At 64.9% G+C, this 15024-nt stretch carries 15 protein-coding genes; 6 read left to right on the forward strand and 9 right to left on the reverse strand.

The window, feature by feature from the left end; genetic code table 11:
• Positions 1 to 169: 169 nt before the first annotated feature.
• The 6 genes from rbsD to QRN22_RS12725 are packed head-to-tail and all read right to left on the reverse strand — an operon-like array spanning position 170 to position 6027.
• Complete coding sequence (gene rbsD / locus QRN22_RS12700; RefSeq protein ID WP_042552732.1) at positions 170 to 574, reverse strand: D-ribose pyranase; 405 nt, start codon at positions 572 to 574, stop codon at positions 170 to 172.
• Positions 571 to 1479 (reverse strand): ribokinase, encoded by a 909-nt coding sequence (gene rbsK / locus QRN22_RS12705; protein WP_042552731.1) that lies wholly within the window; start codon positions 1477 to 1479, stop codon positions 571 to 573. Before rbsK ends, rbsD begins: the two co-directional genes overlap by 4 nt.
• 44 nt (positions 1480 to 1523) lie before the next feature.
• Complete coding sequence (locus QRN22_RS12710) at positions 1524 to 2522, reverse strand: LacI family DNA-binding transcriptional regulator (RefSeq protein WP_042552730.1); 999 nt, start codon at positions 2520 to 2522, stop codon at positions 1524 to 1526.
• Between the two features lie 6 nt (positions 2523 to 2528).
• Positions 2529 to 3509 (reverse strand): ABC transporter permease, encoded by a 981-nt coding sequence (locus QRN22_RS12715; protein WP_042552729.1) that lies wholly within the window; start codon positions 3507 to 3509, stop codon positions 2529 to 2531.
• Positions 3506 to 5059, reverse strand: a complete 1554-nt coding sequence (locus tag QRN22_RS12720; protein ID WP_042552886.1) for a sugar ABC transporter ATP-binding protein — start codon at positions 5057 to 5059, stop codon at positions 3506 to 3508. Before QRN22_RS12720 ends, QRN22_RS12715 begins: the two co-directional genes overlap by 4 nt.
• Positions 5060 to 5070: 11 nt before the next feature.
• Entirely contained in the window at positions 5071 to 6027 is a 957-nt protein-coding gene (locus QRN22_RS12725) for a sugar ABC transporter substrate-binding protein (protein WP_042552728.1), read from the reverse strand.
• On the opposite strand from QRN22_RS12725, the gene QRN22_RS12730 reads away from it, so the two are divergent.
• Both QRN22_RS12730 and QRN22_RS12735 read left to right on the forward strand, forming a co-directional pair.
• Positions 6026 to 6751: a DUF2846 domain-containing protein gene (locus tag QRN22_RS12730; RefSeq protein ID WP_231570115.1), complete on the forward strand. Its 726-nt coding sequence runs from the start codon at positions 6026 to 6028 to the stop codon at positions 6749 to 6751. The two genes, QRN22_RS12725 and QRN22_RS12730, sit on opposite strands and share 2 nt — an antisense overlap.
• 65 nt (positions 6752 to 6816) lie before the next feature.
• Complete coding sequence (locus tag QRN22_RS12735; protein WP_042552727.1) at positions 6817 to 7071, forward strand: hypothetical protein; 255 nt, start codon at positions 6817 to 6819, stop codon at positions 7069 to 7071.
• 18 nt (positions 7072 to 7089) lie between these two features.
• On the opposite strand, the gene QRN22_RS12740 is transcribed toward QRN22_RS12735, so the two are convergent.
• From QRN22_RS12740 to QRN22_RS12750, 3 genes are all read right to left on the reverse strand, one after another.
• Positions 7090 to 7491: a hypothetical protein gene (locus QRN22_RS12740; protein WP_156152663.1), complete on the reverse strand. Its 402-nt coding sequence runs from the start codon at positions 7489 to 7491 to the stop codon at positions 7090 to 7092.
• Positions 7488 to 8366, reverse strand: coding sequence for a pyridoxal kinase PdxY (gene pdxY, locus QRN22_RS12745; protein ID WP_042552725.1), 879 nt, complete (start codon positions 8364 to 8366; stop codon positions 7488 to 7490). Before pdxY ends, QRN22_RS12740 begins: the two co-directional genes overlap by 4 nt.
• Before the next feature lie 130 nt (positions 8367 to 8496).
• Positions 8497 to 8895, reverse strand: coding sequence for a nuclear transport factor 2 family protein (locus QRN22_RS12750; RefSeq protein ID WP_042552724.1), 399 nt, complete (start codon positions 8893 to 8895; stop codon positions 8497 to 8499).
• Between the two features lie 187 nt (positions 8896 to 9082).
• Between QRN22_RS12750 and QRN22_RS12755 the strand changes: the two genes are divergently transcribed.
• The 4 genes from QRN22_RS12755 to QRN22_RS12770 are packed head-to-tail and all read left to right on the forward strand — an operon-like array spanning position 9083 to position 14890.
• Entirely contained in the window at positions 9083 to 10267 is a 1185-nt protein-coding gene (locus tag QRN22_RS12755) for an ABC transporter substrate-binding protein (protein WP_042552723.1), read from the forward strand.
• Between the two features lie 47 nt (positions 10268 to 10314).
• Positions 10315 to 11184 (forward strand): branched-chain amino acid ABC transporter permease, encoded by an 870-nt coding sequence (locus tag QRN22_RS12760; RefSeq protein WP_042552722.1) that lies wholly within the window; start codon positions 10315 to 10317, stop codon positions 11182 to 11184.
• Complete coding sequence (locus QRN22_RS12765; protein WP_042552721.1) at positions 11181 to 13676, forward strand: branched-chain amino acid ABC transporter ATP-binding protein/permease; 2496 nt, start codon at positions 11181 to 11183, stop codon at positions 13674 to 13676. The genes QRN22_RS12760 and QRN22_RS12765 overlap by 4 nt, the downstream gene beginning before the upstream one ends.
• Positions 13673 to 14890 (forward strand): amidohydrolase family protein, encoded by a 1218-nt coding sequence (locus QRN22_RS12770; RefSeq protein WP_042552720.1) that lies wholly within the window; start codon positions 13673 to 13675, stop codon positions 14888 to 14890. Before QRN22_RS12765 ends, QRN22_RS12770 begins: the two co-directional genes overlap by 4 nt.
• Positions 14891 to 15024: the final 134 nt, after the last annotated feature.

A 15024-nucleotide genomic window follows, 5' to 3' on the forward strand; every position in this document is an offset into this window, starting at 1 on the left:
CATGATCTTTGGAGGCAGCTTTCCAGCTATCCCAGATCAATAGCCGCAATAAGGCGATAGCGGACCTTCGATTTGGTGGGCTAAAGCCCACCAATTGTCCCCCGACTACGAACGGCTGCTATCGCCTCGAAGTAGCCCCTGCAGCGTGTCAGAAAAGGCCGTGAGCAGCCTAGAACGTGACACCCGCGATCAGCGCAATGTTGCTGTAGGGCCGGCACTCACCCGTACGGATCTGCACCCGAGCCCTGGCACAGGCGACCTTGAGCTCGTCGTGGCTGACCAATTGGCGCTCGCCCAGCTCGCCTTGGGCGGTCAGAGACTCGATGGCCTCAAGCGCCAGTGGCGCCACGTCCAGGGTTTCCCGGGCCAGCAGATGGCCCTGCACCTGCATCTCGCTGAGCACCACCCGCAGGGTGGTGACGAAGTCCGGCACTCCGGCGGTCAGGGCCAGGTCGATGCACGGGGTGCCCGGCGGCACCGGCATGCCGGCATCGCCGATGACGATGATGTCGCCATGGCCGAGCCGGGCGATGGCGGCGGAAAGCGCAGCGTTGAGCAGGGGCGTCTTCTTCATGCAGGCAACTCGTGACGGTAAGGAATCGAGGGTTGTGCGCCGGGCCGGGTGACGGCCAGTGCAGCGGCTTGCTGGCCCAGGCCGATGGCCGCTTCCAGCGACTGCCCGGCAGCCAGGGCGGCGGCGAAACCACCGACGAAGGTATCGCCAGCGGCCGTGGTATCCACGGCCACCACCGGGGCCACGGCGAAATGCGCGTGCCGCTCGCCATCGGCGTAGAGCACGCCCTGGGCGCCCAGGGTGATCAGCACACGGCGAGCACCGGCCTGCAGCAGCCGTTGCGCAGCGTGCAGGGCCGACTCGGGCGAGTCCACCGGCAGGCCGGTGAGTGCCGCGGCCTCGCTTTCATTGGGGATCAGATAATCGGCCAGCCCGTACCAGTGGGCTGGCAGCGGCCCACTGGCGGGAGCCGGATTGAGGATCACCGTGCAGCCGGCCTCGCGGCCACGGATCATGGCCGCCTCGACGGTGGTTTGCGGCACTTCCAGTTGCACCACCAGCACCTGGGCGGCGGCGAGCAGCGCCGCCTGCGCATCGAGGTGAGCAGGCGTCAGGGCACCGTTGCCACCTGCGACGATGACAATGGCGTTCTGGCCCGCGTCATCCACCAGAATCGAGGCGATCCCCGTCGGCACGCCCTCGATCTCGCTGACCGCCGTGCAATCGATACCTTCCACGAGCAGCGCGGTACGCAAGCGTGCGCCGTAGGCATCGGCACCGACGCAGCCGATCATCGCCACCTGCGCGCCGAGGCGTGCCGCAGCGACCGCCTGGTTGGCGCCCTTGCCGCCCGCAGCCGTGGCGAAGTCATGCCCGGTCAGGGTTTCCCCACCACGCGGCAGGCGCGGCGCACGCACGATCAGGTCCATGTTCAAACTGCCCACTACCACCAGATTGCCTTGCATCTGTTCCCGCTCCTCAGGACGCCGCTGCGCCCACTGGATAATCTTCAGCCGCCAGCGACGGCGGTGGACTCGCGCACCATCAGGGTCGGTTCGAGCAGCCATTGTTCGGCATCGAGTTCCGGGGTACGCACCCGCTGCAGCAAGCGCTCGGCAGCGCGCTCGCCGAGCTGGCCGATGTGCTGGCCGACGGTGGTCAGGGCCGGATGCAAGTAGCGACTCACTTCGATGTCGTCGAACCCCACCAGTGACAGCTCCTGGGGCACCCGCACACCACGCTCCGCGGCAGCGCGCAGCACGCCGAGGGCGATCATGTCGTTACCGGCGAAAATTGCCGTCGGCCGTGTCTCACCGCTCAGCAGGCCAAGCGCCGTGGCGTGCCCCGCCGGGCTGGTGAAGGCGCAGTGGGTTGGCTCGGCAGCTGGCAAGCCTGCCTCGACCAGCGCCCGTTGATAGCCCGCCACCCGCAACTGCGCCACCTGGGTATCCACGGGCCCGGCGATGCAGGCGATGCGCCGATGGCCGAGTTCGAGCAGATGCCGGGTCGCCAGATAGCCGCCCTGCTCATGGTCGATCTGCAGGCGATCCGCACTGACCCCGTCCAGGGACCGGTCGACCAGCATCAACGGCAGCTTTACCGCTGCCAGGGCCTGGGCGAAGGCCGCGTCGCGGGTCACGGTGGCGACGATCAGGCCATCGATACGGCGCTCCAGCAACACCCGCAGGTAACGCAACTGCTTGGCACCGTCGTCATCGGAATTGCACAGGATCACGCTGTAGCCGTTGCGCTCGGCGTGATCCTCGATGCCCCGCGCCAACTCGGCGAAATAGGGGTTGCTGGCATTCGGTACCAGCAGCCCAAGGGTACCGGTGGCACGGACTCTCAGCGATCGTGCCACGCCACTGGGCACATAGCCCAGCTCGGCGATCGCCGCCTGCACCTTGTCGCGTGCGCTGTCGCTGACCGGGCGCGTGCCGTTCACCACGTGGGAAACCGTGGTGTAGGAAATACCGGCGCGTGCGGCGACGTCCTTGATGGTAGCCATGAACGATCAGGCCCTACGCTTGGCGCGATAGCTGCGGTAGGTGTCGAGGATCACCGCCACCACGATCACCGCACCGGTGATGATCCGTTTGGTTGGCTCGCTGGCGCCGATCTGCGCCAGCCCTGCGGCCAGTACGGAAATGATCAGCACACCGAAAAAGGTGCTGATCACCGAACCACGGCCGCCCATCAGGCTGGTGCCACCGATCACCACGGCTGCGATCACTTGCAACTCCAGGCCGGAACCGGCATTCGGGTCGGCCGCCTCCAGGCGCGAAATCTGGAACAGTGCCGCCAGCCCGGCGAGCAGGCCCATCAGCGCGAACACCGAGACCTTGTAGGGTTTGGGGTTGATGCCGGCCAGGCGCACCGCCTCTTCGTTGGTGCCGATGGCCACCAGATAGCGGCCGAACACGCTGCGCGTCAGCAGCAGGTGCGCCGCGAGGATCACCAGCAGCGCGATGACGAACGACGGCGAGATACCTGCAGCGAACGGCGTCGACAGCCAGGCGTAGGCGTCGCCGATGTAAGCGGTGCGCGAGTCGGTGAGCTGGTAGGCCAGGCCACGGGCCATCTCCAGCACGCCGAGAGAGACGATGAACGACGGAATGCCCCAGGCCACGGTGATGAGCCCGGTCACGCTGCCGGCCAGCGCCGCGCAGGCCATGCCCAGCAATGCGGCGGGCACGATGCCCCAGCCGAAGCCGAGCGTCGCCACGCTGACCACGGCCGCCGCCAGCGCCAGCACCGAACCCACCGAGAGGTCGATGCCGCCAATGATCAGGATCAGCGTCATGCCCACCGCCAGCACCATCAGATCGGGAATCTGGTTGGCCAGGGTGGTGAAGGTGGCGTAGGAAAGAAAATGGCTGCTCAGCGAGGAAAACAGCACGATCATCGCCAGCAGCGCGCCAGCCAGACCCAGGTAGGTGCCCAGGCCCTGATGGGTACCACTGCGCTTGGTGGGCGTGGCGGATGGAGTGGTCATTGGCAAAGCTCCTGTAACGGGGGGGCGACCTCGCCGAGCATGGCTTCGCGGCTGCGGTAGCCGGCGAACGCGGCAGCCAGCAGGCGATCCTGACTCCAGTCATCGCGGTCGAACGTTTCGATGAGGCGGCCGGCAGACAGCACGCCGATACGGTCGCAGATCAGCATCAGCTCGCGCAGGTCACTGGACACCACCACGAGCGCCTTGCCCTGTCGCGCCAGTTCGCCGAGCAGGCCGTAGATCTCGAACTTGGCACCGACATCGATGCCGCGGGTTGGCTCGTCGAACAGCAGCACGCGACAGTCGCGCTCCAGCCAGCGGCCGATGACCACCTTCTGCTGGTTGCCACCGGACAGCTCGACCACGGCCTGATGGGGCCCGTTGCAACGAATGCGCATGGCATCGATCTGCCGCTGCGCCAGCGCCTGCTCGGCAGCCGGGCGCATCACGCCATGCCTGGAAACGGCCGGCATGTTGCCCAGCGCCAGGTTGGCGGCAATCGGCTGGCCGAGCAGCAGCCCTTCTCCCTTGCGGTCTTCGGTGATCAGCGCGATACCGTGACGCACCGCTTCGGCAGGCGAGCGGACACGCACCGGAACCGGCGGGTTGCCTAGCGACACCTGGCCGCTGTCGGCGCGGTCGGCGCCATAGATCAGCCGCAGCAACTCGGTGCGGCCGGCACCGATCAAGCCGGAAATACCGTAGATCTCCCCTGCCCGCACGCTGAAGGAAACGTCGTCGACCTTGCCGCGGCGGCTGAGATTGGTCACCTGCAACAGCGGTGCGCCGATGTTTCGCTCACCCAGGTCGATGGCTTCGCCGACCTCGCGGCCGACCATCAGGGTGACCAGTTCATCGCTGCTGTAACGGTCGATGGGTTCCACTGCCACCAGCTGACCGTCGCGCAGCACGGCGACGCGCTGCGCCACCTTCGCCAATTCTTCGAGGCGGTGAGAGATGTACACGATGGCCACACCCGCGGCGCGCAGACGCCGGATCTGCTCGAACAGCAGATCCACCTCGCGGGCGGTGAGCATCGCCGTCGGCTCGTCGAGGATCAGCACCCGGCAATCGCCGATCAGGTTGCGGGCGATCTCGACCATCTGCTGATGGCCGACGCCCAGCGCAGCTACCGGTGTATCCGGGTCCACCGCTTCCAGGCCGACCTGAGCCATGGCCTGACGCGCCATCTCCCGCAGGCGACCACGGGAAATCCAGCCGCCACGGCTGGGCAGATTGTCGAGAAACAGGTTCTCGGCCACGGTCAGGGTCGGCAGCAGATTGAGCTCCTGCAACACCATGCGCACGCCAAGGCGCTCGGCCTCGCGGCGACTGGCAGGCACGTAGGGCTGGCCCAGGAAAGTCAGCGAGCCGGTAGTCGGCTGCTCCAACCCACAGAAAATCTTCGAAAGCGTGCTCTTGCCGGCGCCGTTCTCACCGGTCAGCGCCAGCACTTCACCGGCGCGCAACTCCAGCTCGACCCCACCCAGCACCGGCTGGGCGTAGGTCTTGCCGATATTGCTGGCGGCGAGAACGGTCTCGCCGGCCACTACCGCCGTGGTCACGGCTTGGTCACGAGTTCGACCGGGGTTTCGATCACACCGTCTTTGGCGTCGGTGGCTTCGCCCTTGACCAGCTTGAGCGCCGCCTCGATGCCGAACACCGCCTGGCGAGCGGCGAACTGATCGGCAGTGGCGAGCACGCGGCCATCCTTGAGCATCGGTTTGATGGCGTTGATGTTGTCGTAACCGACCACCTGCACCTGATCTTTCTTGCCGGCAGCGCGCACGGCGGATACCGCGCCGAGCGCCATGCTGTCGTTGCCGGCCAGCAGCGCCTTCAGATCCGGGTATTCGTTGAGCATGGCGGAGGCCACGGCGTTGCCACGGTCGATCTCCCAGTTGCCCGACTGCACGCCGACGATCTTCATGCCGGCTGCTTCCATCGCATCCTTGAAGCCCGCGGTACGTTGCTGAGCATTGGTGGTGGTGGAAACGCCTTCGATGATGCCGACCTCATCACCCGCCTTGAGTTTGTTCTGGGCCAGGTACTCACCGACCAGGCGTGCACCCTTGCGGTTGTCCGGGCCCACGAACGGCACGTCCAGGCCCTTGCTCTTCACCACCTCGGGGTCGAGGCGGTTATCGATATTGACGATCTTGATGCCGGCATCACTGGCCTTCTTGATCACCGGCACCAGGGCCTTGGAGTCGGCTGGCGCGATCACCAGCGCATCGACCTTGGCAACGATCATCTGCTCGACGATACGAATTTGCGCAGAGGTATCGGTCTCGTCCTTGATGCCGTTGGCGATCAACTCGAACTGGTCCGGGTGTTCTTTCTGATAGTCCTTGGCGCCGTCTTCCATGGTGCGGAAGAACTCGTTGGCGAGGGACTTCATGACCAGCGCGACCCGAGGCGTCTCACCTTCGGCGGCATGGGCAGTGGAGAAGCTGACGAGCGCGGCGGCACCGAGAGCGATGGCGGCGCAGAGACGGGCAGGACGGAAACCGGACATGGGCGAACTCCGTGGTTATTGTCATTTTTATAGGTGCGCAAACGTTTGCGCATTACAAAAATATGAAACGGCCCGCTTTTTGTCAAATCTATCGGCGGGATCTCCGACGCTTCATTTGGGCGGCATGAGAGCGAGTAACAGGGTGTGGATCTGCTCTCAGCAAATCGAGAGCTTTTTCCCTAAATATGGCGTCCATTCAGACCCGCGGCAGCGGGATGAACGGGCTCGCGCAAAGTACGCGGCCCAACTCCTCTCTCGAACAAGGAACGTCATCATGTTGAAAAAACTGATCGCCAGCTCTGCCCTCCTCGCCTCTCTGGTACTGACCGGCTGCTCATCCGTGCCCATGGCACCCGCCGAGCAAGACTCCGCCATGAAACAATTCACAGCACCTGCTGCGGATAAAGCGGGCCTGTATATCTATCGCAACAGCTTTGCTGGCAAGGCACTGAAGAAAAGCGTATCGCTAGACGGCAAGGTACTCGGCGAAACCGCCAACAAGGTGTACTTCTACAAGGAAATCACACCCGGACAGCACGTGATCTCCACCGAGTCGGAGTTCAGCGATAACGCCCTCACCTTCCAGGCTGAAGGCGGTAAGAACTATTTCGTTCGGCAGTTCATCAAGATGGGCGTTTTCGTCGGCGGCGCCGGTGTCGAAATGGTCGATGATGCGACCGGCATGAAAGGCGTTCGTGATTCGAAACTGGCTATTTCCCAGTAATATCCGAACCGCAGGGAACCACGAGGCTGTAACGGTGGTTCCCACCCACATCAAGGACGAAAACCATGAAGAATTTCGCTGCACTACTAATCGCCAGTACCTTGCTCGCCGGCTGCATGACCCTTTCGGGCACCTATCAGCTATCGCTACAGGGTGCAGATGGACAACCTTTGGCCAAGAACATGACCATGGTCGCCGAAGGCAGCGGCATCTACACGATGCGCAACGCGATGTGTTCGGCTCACCCCGGCGCCACCGTCATCATCAAGGATGTCGAGAGCGGCGCCGAGCTGAAAAGCGAAAGCCCCTACCGGTGCTGAAGCGCCCGCCACGAGCGGTCATTCGATGCTGATGCGGTACTCCACTGCTCGTCGTTCCTGCTGATTGGGGAACGACGAGAACTTCACCGAGTCCTCACCCGCCTTGTCGCCCGCCAGATAGACGAAACGATCCACGTTCGCCACGTCACCCTCGACCTGATACTCGCGCTTGAAGCGGCCGAGTTTCGGCGTACTGCTGCCCAGTTTTTCTACCGGCATCCAGACTTCGCTGCGTGTCTTGCGGCCCTCTGCCGTCAGGTGATCGAGGATCACGCAGCGCTCGCCGGTCTTGACCCGCACCGGAATCACGTAGTTGCCATGGGCGTCATCGCGAAAGGCCGCTGCCGTGTCGACCTCGCAGGCGACCGTGATGCCGCTCGCCAGCATCACCCCCACCATGCAAAGGCAGCGCCGGATCATTTGACCACCACTTCAGTCGCCTGGTAACGCTGCTGCGGTTCGACGATCTGTTCCTGGGCAACCACCAGCGGCAGATCACGGGATCCCTCGGCGGTTTTCTGCACCAGGGCGTACAGCGTGGCAGTGGCCAGTTCCAGCGCCTGGGGCAGCGCATGCCCGGACAGCAGACGGGCCAGCAGCGTCGCCGAGAACACATCGCCCATGCCGTTGGGCAGCGGATGCAGCGCCAGGCGCGGGGTGCTCACCAGCCAGGCGCCTTGACCATTGACCGCCAGGGTACAGAGCTGGTCGGCTGGAATGTCCGGCGTGGCCAAACTGGTGATCACCACCACATCGGGCCCGCGACCGCGCAGCTGGCGTGCGGTGCGCACGGCCTCGTCGACGCTGTCGAGTTTGCTGCCGGTCAGCAGCTCGAACTCGAACTGGTTGGGGGTGATGATGTTGGCGCAGGGAATCGCCAGGTTGCGCAGAAAATCCGGGATCGCCGCGTTGACGAATACCCCTCGCCCCACATCGCCCATCACCGGATCGCAGAGGTAGCGCACGCCCGGGTTATCCCGGCGAATCTCGTCCACAGCTTCGAGGATCACCGCACCGATCGCCGCATCGCCCAGATAGCCGGAAAGCACTGCCGAGACCCGCGACAGCACGCCGCGATCACGCAGGCCTGCGAGCACTTCACGGATATGCTCGGCATCGAACACCTGGCCGCGGAACTGCCCGTAGCCGGTGTGGTTGGAGAACTGCACCGTGTGTACCGGCAACACTTCGAAACCCAGGCGCTGCAACGGAAACACGGCGGCGTCGTTGCCGACATGGCCCAGGGCGACATGGGACTGGATCGAGAGAACCAAAGGGGGTGTGGAGGCGCTCATGGAAAATGGATTCCTGTGTCGGGGCGGCGCTAGCCAATGGCGGCATTATTCGCCAATTCCCCCTGAGGATTCCACGACCTGACGCGAAAGCGGTCGTGACAGGCCGGCATGTCGACCTGTCACTGCGCGGTCAGGCCTTGGCGATTTCCGGTGTCAGCAGCCACTCGGCGCTGTCGTTCCAGACGTCCATGCGGGTGATCTTGCCGTCGCGGACTTCGAAACGATCCAGATAGCGGTTACCGGAAAAACTGCTGCCGTTCGGCCACTCGCCATACAGCGTGCCGTTGGAATAGACGACGGTATGGTCGTCGCGCTCGGTCCAGTCGAACTGACCGAGGGCCTTTTTCACCCAGGCGTAGCGCGAGCCGTTGAACGCGGTGATGTCCTGGGGCGTAGGCATGTGGCGCCCGCCGGTGAAGGTGATGCGCACGTCGTCACTCATGTAAGTGGCTGCCCTGACCGGATCCGGAGCCATGGATGCCGCTAGAAAATCGCTAACAATCTGCACGGCCTCGTTCATTTCATTCATACCTGCTCTCCCAATTCGTTGATCGTGCCGAGGCACCGTTCGTGCCTGCATGTGGTGCGGCATGCACGCTATTCGTGCACGTTGGCGATGGCTATTCCGGGAAAACCGCGGAATGGCCAGTTTGCGCGTTATGGCACCAGGCTTGCTAGCAAATTATATACGAATGCTAGCAATCAGGAGAAAGCTCATGCGCAAACTGTTATCCCCACTCCGCCGCCTGTTGCCCTGCGCAGCGGCTGTTGCCAGCCTTGGCATGGCGCTGAGCGCTGCGGCGCACGCCGAGGAGCCGATCAAGGTCGGCCTGGTTGCCGCCTTGTCCGGGCAGTCGGCGAAGTCCGGCGAGGCGCTTACCCGCGGGCTCACCGTGGCCATCGATGAGATCAACGCCAAGGGCGGCATCCTCGGTCGCCCGGTGCAGCTGATCCGTCGTGACGATGAAAGCAACCCGGCCAAAGGCATGCTGGCCGCCCGCGAACTGGCGCAGCGGGAAAAAGTCAGCGTGCTGTTCGGTGGCCTCGATACACCGGTTTCCCTGGCCATCGTGCCACTGGCCAATCAGTTGAAAGTGCCGTTCATGGGCATCTGGGCCGCGGGCACCAAGATCACCGAGAACGGTGCCAAGGACAATTACGTATTCCGCGTGTCGGCGGTAGACGAGCTGGTCGACGAGGCGCTGGTCGAGCACGGCATCAAGAAGGGCATGAAGAAGCCCGGGATGATCCTGATCAACAATCCCTGGGGCGAATCCAATGAAATCGGCTTCAAGGATGCCCTGGCCAAACGCGGCATGGACTACGCCGGCATCGAACGCATCGAAGACAGTGATCTCGACGTGGTGCCGCAGCTCACCCGCCTGAAGAATGCCGGCACCGACACCCTGCTGATGGTCGGCAACGTCGGCCCCTCGGCCCAGGTGGTCAAGTCCCTCGATCGCATGGGCTGGGATGTGCCGGTGGTTTCCCACTGGGGCCCGGCAGGCGGCCGCTTCAGCGAACTGGCCGGCCCCAACGCCAGCCGCGTGCACTTCATCCAGACCTACGTGTTCACCGAGAACAACAGCGCCAAGGGCGACAGCGTGCTGGCTGCCCTCAAGCAGCGCTTCCCGGAGATCAAGAGCCTGGCTGACGTGACCCCGGCAGTGGGAATCGCCAACGCCTACGACGCCATGCACCTGGCCGCCGCCGCCATCGAGAAGGCCGGCGACACCCAGGGCACCAAGGTGCGCGATGGCTTCTATGCGATCGACAGCTACCAGGGGCTGATCAAGGACTACACCCAGCCCTTCACCCCGACCAAGCACGACGCCCTGGGGCCGGACGACTACGTCTTCACCCATTTCGTCGACGGCCGCATCGTTCCGCTCGCCCCTTGAAGCCGTGAACGGACGGGCCCTGGCGGCCCGCCCGGAGGATTATCGTCATGATCACCGCCGCCATCATCACCGGGCTCGGACTGGGCAGCATGTATGCACTGCTGGCCTTGGGTTTCCATATCACCTACGTGGTTTCGCGTACGGTCAATTTCGCCCAGGGCAGCGCCATGATGGTTGGTGCCGTACTTGGCTACAGCTTCACCATCACCTGGGGCTGGCCACTGTGGCTGGCGGTTCCGGCGACCCTGACGCTGTGCGCCGTCTATGGGCTGATCATCGAGCGCTTTCTGGTGCGCCCCTTCCATTCGCGCGGCTCCGAAGCCTGGCTGATGGCGACGGTGGCAGCGGGCATCCTGGTCGATAACCTGGCCCTGTTCACCTTCGGCAAGGAGCCACGGCAGTTCACTTCGGCGCTGGCCAATCAGCACCTGGAGCTGTTCGGCAACAACGTCGGCGTGCTGCAACTGCTGATCCCCGTGGTAGGTGGCGGCATCGCCCTGGCGCTGTTTCTGGTGCGCCGCTACACGCGCCTGGGCAAGGTGCTGGAGGCCTGCGTACAGAATCCCAAGGCGGCGATGCTGATGGGTATTCGGGTCAATCGCGTGGTGGCCGTGGCCTTTGCCGTGTCGACCGTGTTCGCCGCCATAGCCGGCCTGTTGATCGCGCCGCTGTTCAGCGTGAATGCCGAGATGGGCATGTTGTTCGGCCTCAAGGCCTTCGCCGTGGCGATTCTTGGCGGTATCGCCAGCGCTGGCGGGGTATTCGCCGCCGGCCTGCTGTTCGGTCTGGTCGAGGCACTGGTGACCATCTATTTCGGTTCGGCCTTCACCCAGTTGTTCACCTTCGCCCTGGTCATTCTGGCCCTGGCGCTGCGCCCCAATGGCCTGTTCGGCAGCAAGACCCTGGTGAAAGTATGACCCTGAAGAATTCGCTGTTCGCCCCCGTTTCCCTCGCCCTGCTGACGCTGGCCTGCATCGCGGCGGCGCTGCTGCTCGACAGCTACTCGCTGCTGGTCTTCACCTTCTGCGCGCTGGCCGTGGTGGTCGGCGTGGGCCTGAACATCCTGATTGGCCTGAGCGGGCAGATCTCCTTCGGCCATATCGCCTTCTACGCCATCGGCGCCTACGTCTCGGCACTGCTGACCATGGCTGGCCTGCCCCTGGGCCTGGCGATGATCGCCGCTGGCCTGGCCTGTGGCGCCATTGGCGCGCTGCTGGCGATCCCGGCCCTGCGCGTCAGCGGCCCGTACCTGGCGATGATCACCATTGCCTTTGCCCTGGTGGTGCACCACGGGCTGATCGAATGGCGCTCGCTGACCGGCGGAGCCAACGGCCTGATGGGCATCCCCATGCCGGAAATCGGCAGCCTCGACCCGAGCGTGAGCATGGCGCTGATCGCCACCGGCCTGATGATCGCCGCCCTGGCGCTGTTCCAGCGCCTGCGCCACAGCGGCTGGGGCATGGCCATGCGCGCGGTGAAATCCACCGAAATCGCTGCCCGCTCGCTCGGTTTCAACCCGGTGCAGACCAAGACCCTGGCCTTCGCCCTGTCCGCCCTGCTCACCGGCCTGGCCGGTTCGCTGGTGGCGCCACTGATGATGTTCATCAACCCGGCCTCCTTCCCCTTCTCGCAGTCGATCCTGTTCGTGCTGGCGGTGATCGTCGGCGGCAGCGGCACTCTGTTCGGCCCACTGCTCGGCGCCCTGTTGATCGTGCTGCTGCCGGAAATGCTTTCGGATTTCGCCGAATACCGCCTGCTGATCTTCTCCGTGCTGCTGCTCAGCGTGCTCTGGGCTGCACCACGGGGCCTGCTCGGCACCCTGGCCGGCCTGTGGCTGCGGCCCGCCCACCAAGCCGCCCCGGCGACCTTCGACCAGGCGCAGTTGAGTGCGTTCTTCCAGCAAGACGTCGCCGCCCGCCAAGGCCTGCAGGTCAAGGACATCGGCATTCGCTTCGGCGGCGTCCAGGCGGCACGGAACGTCAGCCTGCAGGCTCCACCGGGCAGCATCACCAGCATCATCGGCCCCAATGGCGCGGGCAAGACCACGGTGCTGAACATGATCAGCGGCTTCTACGCACCGGACAGCGGCAGCATCGACCTGGGTCGCCCACTGGCGGGTCTGCCCGCCTGGAAAATCGCCCGTGCCGGCATCGCCCGCACCTACCAGACCACCCAGCTGTTCGGCGAGCTGTCGGTGCTGGAGAACCTGCTGGTGGCCATGCAACAGGGGCGCCTCGGTCTGCCCTTCAGTTGTGCCAGCGATACCCGACGCCAGCTGGCGCTGCAGTTGCTGACCCTGGTCGGCTACCAGGGCTCGGTGAACACCCCGGCCGATGACCTGGCCCACGTCGACCGGCGCCTGGTGGAAATCGCCCGCGCCCTGGCCACCCGGCCCAGCGTACTGCTGCTCGACGAGCCAGCGGCCGGGCTCAGCCGCAGCGACACCGACCGCCTGGCCAGCCTGTTCAGGACCCTCGCCGGGTTCGGCATCGCGGTCATTCTGGTCGAGCACGACATGGGGCTGGTGATGGCCGTGTCCGAACGTCTGCTGGTGCTCGATGCCGGCAAGCCCATCGCCTGGGGCGTACCGGATGAAGTGCGCAAGGACGAACGGGTCATCGCCGCCTATCTGGGCGGCACCAGCTACCAGGCCACGCCACGGGCCGAAGCCTGGGACGGCTCGCGCGATGCTCGTCTGTACATCAAGGATCTGGTCATCGACTACGGCGCCGCGCCGGTGGTCGACAGGGTCAATATCGTGGTCAACCCTGGCGAGCTGATCGCCATTCTGGGCGCCAACGGCGCCGGCAAATCGAGCATCCTGCAGTGCCTGGCCGGGCTGCATAAAGCCAGTGGCGGCAGCATCCTGCTCGACAACGAAAGCATCGAACACGCCGATGCCAGCACCATCGCCGCCCGGGGCCTGGCCCTGGTGCCGGAGGGGCGGCAGGTGTTCGGCCAGCTCAGCGTGCGTGACAACCTGCTGCTCGGCGCTTACTCACGCAAGGAGGCCTTCGATGCCGACGCGGAAATAGAAGCCATCCTGCGCCGCTTCCCACGCCTGCGCGAGCGTATCGACAGCTCAGCCGGCCTGCTCTCGGGCGGCGAACAGCAGATGGTGGCAGTGGGTCGCGGGCTGATGGCCAAACCGAAGATCCTGCTGCTCGACGAGCCTTCCCTGGGCCTGTCGCCAGCCATGATCGGCGAACTGTACGACGCCCTGGCCGCCCTGCGCGACGAAGGCGTGACCCTGCTGCTGGTCGACCAGATGGCCAACCTCGCCCTGCAGGTGGCAGACCGCGCCTACGTACTGGAGACCGGGCGCATCGTCAAATCCGGCAGTGCCGAAGCGTTGCGCGGCGACCCGGAACTGGAAGCGGCCTACCTCGGCGAAGGAGCCGCGGCATGAGTGCGCTGACCATCATCAACGCCCGCCTCGGCGATGGCACCCAGGCGCTGCAGACCCTGTACGTGAAGGATGGCCGCTTCGTCAGTGCGCCCAGTGCCACCGCCGAGACCCTCGACCTGAATGGCAAGCTGCTACTCCCCGGCCTGGTGGAGACCCATATCCACCTGGACAAGGCCTGCATCATGCAGCGCTGCCAACTCAGCGAAGGCACCCTGGCCGAGGCCATCGCCCAGACCCGCTCGGCCAAGGCCGATTTCACCGAGGCGGACGTCTACCAGCGCGGCGCCCAGGTGCTCGACAAGGCCATCGCCCAAGGCACCACGCACATGCGCACCCACGTCGAGATCGACCCGCAGATCGGCCTGATCGGCTTCAACGCGGTGCGCCGCCTGCAGGCGGATTACGCCTGGGCCATCAGCCTGGAAATCTGCGTGTTCCCCCAGGAAGGCCTGCTCAACAACCCCGGTACCGAAGGCCTGCTGTGCGAGGCGCTGGCCCAGGGCGCCGAGGTGCTTGGCGGTTGCCCCTACACCGATGCCGACCCTGGCGCGCAGATTCGCCGGCTGTTCGAACTGGCGGTGGAGTTCGACCGTGACCTGGACTTCCATCTGGACTTCGACCTGAACCCCGAAGGCATGACCATCGGCGAGGTGATCCGCTGCACTCACCAGCACGGCTGGGCTGGCCGGGTGACCATCGGCCATGTGACCAAGCTGTCGGCATTGCCCAGGGACACTCTGCTGGCGGTTGCCGAATCCCTGGCCGAGGCCGGTGTGCAGGTCACCTGCCTGCCGAGTACCGACCTGTTCCTCACCGGCCGCGAGCACTTTCACAACCGGCCCCGGGGCCTGGCGCCCCTGCAGCACCTGCACGCCTGTGGCGTGACCTGCTCGCTATCGACCAACAACATCGGCAACCCTTTCACCCCCTACGGAGACGCGTCGCTGGTGCGTCAGGCCAACCTGTTCGCCAACGTCGCCCAACTGGCTACCGAGGCCGAGTTGCTGCGTTGCCTGAGCTGGGTGTCGAGTGAGTCGGCACGCCTGTTGCGCCTTCCCGACTATGGCCTGACGCCGGGCTGCCGCGCCGACTTCATCGTCTTCGATGCGCCCTCACCGGCCGCAGTGGTGGCCGAGATCAGCCCGCCGCTGATGGGCTACAAGGCCGGCCGCAAGACCTTCGAACGCGCACAACCACGCCTGCTCAGGCCGTGACAGCCCACATCACCGCACGCGCCAACCTGGGGCCTGTTTATCGACGCTGCGCGGATATCGCCCCAGCCAATCGTCAAAGGAACATGTAACTACTTGAATTTTATAAATTTATAAACCTGGAACGGCACGTGCTT

The sequence above is a fragment of the Pseudomonas sp. MEJ086 genome (assembly GCF_030209025.1).
In the GTDB taxonomy this organism is placed as follows: Bacteria; Pseudomonadota; Gammaproteobacteria; order Pseudomonadales; family Pseudomonadaceae; genus Aquipseudomonas; species Aquipseudomonas fulva_A.

What these genes read in the sequence shown, in the direction of transcription:
- rbsD (WP_042552732.1), bottom strand. Translation starts at nt 574, where the DNA reads ATGAAGAAGACGCCCCTGCTCAACGCTGCGCTTTCCGCCGCCATCGCC.
- rbsK (WP_042552731.1), bottom strand. Translation starts at nt 1,479, where the DNA reads ATGCAAGGCAATCTGGTGGTAGTGGGCAGTTTGAACATGGACCTGATC.
- QRN22_RS12710 (WP_042552730.1), bottom strand. Translation starts at nt 2,522, where the DNA reads ATGGCTACCATCAAGGACGTCGCCGCACGCGCCGGTATTTCCTACACC.
- QRN22_RS12715 (WP_042552729.1), bottom strand. Translation starts at nt 3,509, where the DNA reads ATGACCACTCCATCCGCCACGCCCACCAAGCGCAGTGGTACCCATCAG.
- QRN22_RS12730 (WP_231570115.1), top strand. Translation starts at nt 6,026, where the DNA reads ATGGGCGAACTCCGTGGTTATTGTCATTTTTATAGGTGCGCAAACGTT.
- QRN22_RS12725 (WP_042552728.1), bottom strand. Translation starts at nt 6,027, where the DNA reads ATGTCCGGTTTCCGTCCTGCCCGTCTCTGCGCCGCCATCGCTCTCGGT.
- QRN22_RS12735 (WP_042552727.1), top strand. Translation starts at nt 6,817, where the DNA reads ATGAAGAATTTCGCTGCACTACTAATCGCCAGTACCTTGCTCGCCGGC.
- QRN22_RS12740 (WP_156152663.1), bottom strand. Translation starts at nt 7,491, where the DNA reads ATGATCCGGCGCTGCCTTTGCATGGTGGGGGTGATGCTGGCGAGCGGC.
- pdxY (WP_042552725.1), bottom strand. Translation starts at nt 8,366, where the DNA reads ATGAGCGCCTCCACACCCCCTTTGGTTCTCTCGATCCAGTCCCATGTC.
- QRN22_RS12750 (WP_042552724.1), bottom strand. Translation starts at nt 8,895, where the DNA reads ATGAATGAAATGAACGAGGCCGTGCAGATTGTTAGCGATTTTCTAGCG.
- QRN22_RS12755 (WP_042552723.1), top strand. Translation starts at nt 9,083, where the DNA reads ATGCGCAAACTGTTATCCCCACTCCGCCGCCTGTTGCCCTGCGCAGCG.
- QRN22_RS12760 (WP_042552722.1), top strand. Translation starts at nt 10,315, where the DNA reads ATGATCACCGCCGCCATCATCACCGGGCTCGGACTGGGCAGCATGTAT.
- QRN22_RS12765 (WP_042552721.1), top strand. Translation starts at nt 11,181, where the DNA reads ATGACCCTGAAGAATTCGCTGTTCGCCCCCGTTTCCCTCGCCCTGCTG.
- QRN22_RS12770 (WP_042552720.1), top strand. Translation starts at nt 13,673, where the DNA reads ATGAGTGCGCTGACCATCATCAACGCCCGCCTCGGCGATGGCACCCAG.